The organism is Burkholderia paludis (assembly GCF_000732615.1).
GTDB lineage: Bacteria > Pseudomonadota > Gammaproteobacteria > Burkholderiales > Burkholderiaceae > Burkholderia > Burkholderia paludis.
In genome coordinates, this window is the sequence record NZ_JPGL01000135.1 from 1 (window position 1) to 3,538 (window position 3,538).

Annotated in this window: 4 protein-coding genes; 3 read left to right on the forward strand and 1 reads right to left on the reverse strand. The window is 65.7% G+C overall.

Annotated elements, in window-relative coordinates:
* Nucleotide 1 precedes the first annotated feature (1 nt).
* Nucleotides 2-1,075, reverse strand: coding sequence for a tyrosine-type recombinase/integrase (locus tag GQ56_RS47365; protein WP_407638624.1), 1,074 nt, complete (start codon nucleotides 1,073-1,075; stop codon nucleotides 2-4).
* Between GQ56_RS47365 and GQ56_RS45795 the strand changes: the two genes are divergently transcribed.
* The 3 genes from GQ56_RS45795 (at nucleotide 1,074) to GQ56_RS0138750 (ending at nucleotide 3,437) form a co-directional block, all read left to right on the forward strand.
* Entirely contained in the window at nucleotides 1,074-2,507 is a 1,434-nt protein-coding gene (locus tag GQ56_RS45795; protein WP_031403735.1) for a hypothetical protein, read from the forward strand. The two genes, GQ56_RS47365 and GQ56_RS45795, sit on opposite strands and share 2 nt — an antisense overlap.
* 175 nt (nucleotides 2,508-2,682) lie before the next feature.
* Nucleotides 2,683-2,838, forward strand: coding sequence for a hypothetical protein (locus GQ56_RS46165; RefSeq protein WP_162836120.1), 156 nt, complete (start codon nucleotides 2,683-2,685; stop codon nucleotides 2,836-2,838).
* Nucleotides 2,839-2,957: 119 nt separating this feature from the next.
* On the forward strand, nucleotides 2,958-3,437 hold the full coding sequence (locus GQ56_RS0138750; protein WP_031403736.1) for a GNAT family N-acetyltransferase: 480 nt from the start codon (nucleotides 2,958-2,960) through the stop codon (nucleotides 3,435-3,437).
* Nucleotides 3,438-3,538: the final 101 nt, after the last annotated feature.

Below are 3,538 nucleotides of genomic sequence, written 5' to 3' on the forward strand. Positions count from 1 at the left end.
GCTATAGCCCTGGTCGAGCACCAGACACGCGGCTTGCTGTTTGAACTCCGGGGAAAACGTACGACGTCGCTTGGTCATTAGACACCTCTTCATGGCGAGCATTCTCGCCTAAATCAGTGTCCGGGTTCATTAGACCACTACAAACCAGATCGAATTCGTCCCACGTTGCGCCTCGCACTTCGCCACTGCGGGCTGCGGTGAGTATCAGGAAAAGCAAGGCGGCACGTGTACTGTCGGTAGGCGTGTGCTTTGCGAGGTGAGTCGCTACGAATTGAGGCACCTGGCGCCACGGCATCGCTGGCTGGTGCGTCGTCTTGGTCGACTGTTTGGGAAGGATGTAATCAACGGCCATAACGGGATTCGCAGCTATATGGCCGTGTGCCCAAGCCCACTGCATGACAGCATGCATGCGTTGACGAGTGCGGCTGGCTGTAGCAGTCTTCGTCAGCCAGATGGGACGCAGTATGTCTGCGCAGTCACCGGGGCTAATAGCGTCGAGCTTGCGGTTGCCGAGCTTGGGGAAGACATAGGCCTCTAGGCTGCTGATCCATTGAGTTGCATGCTTGTCGCTTTTCCAACTGGGCTTTAGTTCGTCGTGGACTTGGCGAGCGGCTTTCTCGAAGGTGAGGGCTGCGGCGGCCACGCTAGTTGCTTCTCGATCTCTATTGCGCTGGTCGATGGGGTCTTCACCCTTATCGATGAGCTTGCGCATCGTGAGCGCTTTCTCGCGTGCTTCCGCGATGGAGATTTCAGGGTACGTGCCGAGGCCTGCGTCGCGTCGCTTGCCGGTCACGGGGCTGGTGAAGCGCAGGGTCCATTTGCAGCCCGATTTCGTCGGGCTCAACAGGAGTCCGGTCACCTTCCCGTCGAAGACTGGTTTGTCGGTTGGTTTGAGCGCTTTGGCTTGTTTGTCGGTTAGCATCGTTTTTCGGCCCATCATGTAGCCCATCGAGAGTCGCTGGATTGGGCTGGATAGTGTTAGAGTAAATTGGACAAGTTGATGATGCAAGTTATTGATTTGTTTGAAGATGATTGGATTTTGATGGATGTTCTTGGACATTAATTTGGCAGACATGACCGAATCCGTTTCCACGCCCCGTTCCCTCTCCCGTTCCAATCGTTCGCCGGCGCGTGCCCGCCAGCGCTCGGCCGCTGCCGCGAGCAGTTCGTCCGCAAGGGCGACGGCGCGGTCCGGCGGTGCGCCGGCCGGCGATGCGTCGCGGGACGAACGTACGTTCGACCTGTTCGGCGATCCGGTGCTGGAGCCGGGCGAGCGCGTGCCGGTGACGGCGCGCGACGAAGCGGGCGCGCCGGCCGATGCGGAAGCGGGCGTCGCGGACGATGTGGCCGCCGGGCGGCAGCCAGCGCTGGAGGGGTTAAGCGCGCCGGAGGATGCGAGCGCGGCAGAGCACACGGGCGCGGTGGGCGGCGCGGTGACGCCGGAAGTCGCAGTGGCGGCGCACGGCGTTTCGGCAACTGAAGCCCGCAATGCCGCGCAGGCCGGCAGCGCGCCGGCGGTCGATGGCGTGGCAACGAAGGGGGGCGACGTGCCTGCGACCGAGGCCGCAGCGGCGACGGTGGCCGGACTGCCGACGCCCGATGGCGAAGCCGTGAAGGGCGTTGCCGCCGCAGCGGCCGTCAAATCCCGCGAAGGGCGGTCTTCCGGCGACGCCGTGAAGGAACGCCGCGCGCCGGCGACGGGCGGCAAACGCCGGGCGGCTGCCGGCGCGGGCAACGCGCCGGCGGAGCAGGTCGTGCCGGTGGCGGCGAGTGTCGATACGGCGCAGGAAACGGCCGGGTCGGCGCTAAACGCGGCTTCGACGGTCGAGCAGCCGCAGACGTCCGCGGAGTCGGTCAAGCCGGAAATCGTCGCGAACACGGCGAACACGGCGAACACGGCGAACACGGCGAACACGGCGAACACGGCGAACACGGCGAACACGGCGAACACCGCGAACACCGCGAACACCGCGAACACCGCGAACACCGCGAACACCGCGAACACCGCGAAAGGCCCCGACGCCGTGCCGCAGGCCGACGCCAACGTACCGCGCCTCATTCCCCGGCCGGCGGCTTCTCCTGCCCCCGTCGTCACGAAGCCTTCGGCGGAACGCACGCAACCGGCGGCGCCGGTCTTCGATCCGGATACGCACCTGCGTCCGCTGACCGATCGGCTCGCGGCGCTGCAGTCCGACGTGGACGGCCTGACGCACGCGGCCGATCGCGAGATGCGCCGGGTCAACCGCCTGCTGCTGGCGCTGGCTGTCGTCGTGCTGGCCGGGCTCGTCGCGCTGGTGCTGCAGACGCGGCAGATCGCGCACCTGAAACAGGACGCGGCTGCCAAGCAGCAGCGGATCGATCGCCTCACGGCCGATCTGTCGACGCAGCAGGCGACGCTGATGACGCTCGAGGAGCACCACGAAGCGCTGCTGTCGCAAGTCGACCGGCTGCAACGCAATGCGAATCGCGAGGCCGCCGTCGTCAGGCGCACCCGACGCACGCGCTGACTGTTCCGACCCTATCCTGGAGGCGATACGGGGCAAGGATCGCGGTTTTCCAACCGTCGCGGGCGGCAGCCCGGATGCGGCAAACTGATGCGGGTCGCTGGCAGAGTTAAGGGAAAACCCTTAGAATGGAGGCTGTCCTAGGGAAAACCCTAGATTCATCTGTCAGGAGTCTCACATGAGCTTCATCCTCGCCCTGCTGCAAAAGATCGACAACCTGTTCATGTCGCCGCACCTGCCGCTCGATGCCGAATACTCGTACGCCGCCCGTCGCGCCGAAGCCGAGCGCGTGCGCCGTGCGCATCTGGTGCCGATCGTCCTGTATCGTCGCTGATTCGCTGATTCGGCGCGGCCTCCGCCGTACCTGTCCGTCCGCTTTCCGCCGCCGCACTTCGCATCGGCGCGACCGTCCCGCTACACTGGAAGTCCGATTCCCTTTCTGGCGACCGGACCATGCTGCAGATGCGGCCGATGACGGCCAGTGAATTCCGCGCGTACCGCACGCGAGCCATCGACGGCTACGCGAACGATCTCGTTTCATCCGGACAGAATGCCGTCGAAGACGCGACCGCACGCGCGCGCGCCTGTTTCGACACGCTGCTGCCGGACGGCCTGCTCACCGCCGGCCAGACCCTGGTCGTACTCGTCGACGGCGTCCTGGGCGACCCGGTGGGCGACCTGTGGTACGCGATCGTGCCGGAAGGGCCGAACCGCACGCTGTTCATCTACGACCTCGACATCGTCCCGTCCCGGCGCCGCCAGGGCTGGGCCACGCGCGCGCTCGATGCGCTCGACGCCGAGGCGCGCCGGCATGGCATTACCGAGATCGGGCTGTCGGTGTTCAATCACAACACGGCGGCGCGCGCCCTGTATCGCGCGTGCGGCTTCGCGCCGATCACGACGACCTTGATCAGGCCGGTCATCACGAGCTGAACCTGCCTGGCGGTATCGTATCGCCGCGTGCCTCCGCGGCGCTCCGCCGAGACCGGCCTACTTCCCGATTCTTCCCGCCCGCCGCCCGGCCCGTCGATTTC